Raw genomic sequence first — 428 nt, 5'->3', positions numbered from 1 at the left:
GTCCGCTCTTAGCTCGCGCCACGCGTCGCGTCATCGCCTTAAGGATTCTTCCTTGCCCGAATTGCCCGAAGTCGAGACCGTCCGCCGAGGCCTGGAGCCGGCCCTGTCCGGCGCGCGCCTGTCCCGCGTCCGCGCCAACCGTCCCGACCTGCGCTTTCCACTGCCCGAGGGTTTCGTCCAGCGTCTGACCGGCGCGCGGATCCTGCGCCTCGATCGCCGGGCCAAGTATCTGCTGGCCCCGCTAGACCGGGGCGACACCCTGGTCATGCACCTGGGCATGACCGGGCGCTTCGAGATCGCCGCGCCGGAGGGCGGCGCGCGGCGGCCGGGCGACTTCGCCCACCCGGTCTCGCCCGACGACAAGCACGCCCACATCGTCTTCGAGACCGAAGCGGGCGCCATGGTGACCTATTACGACCCGCGCCGGT

1 protein-coding gene is annotated in these 428 nt (G+C 71.0%); it reads left to right on the top strand.

What is annotated here, in order from left to right:
* Positions 1 to 52: 52 nt before the first annotated feature.
* Positions 53 to 428 (top strand): DNA-formamidopyrimidine glycosylase family protein (locus AB3U87_RS22305; RefSeq protein WP_394150612.1); only part of this gene is annotated, 376 nt, incomplete at its 3' end.

Source organism: Erwinia plantamica (assembly GCF_043420595.1).
GTDB lineage: Bacteria > Pseudomonadota > Gammaproteobacteria > Enterobacterales > Enterobacteriaceae > Erwinia > Erwinia aeris.
This window is presented reverse-complemented; position numbering and strand designations above follow the sequence as displayed.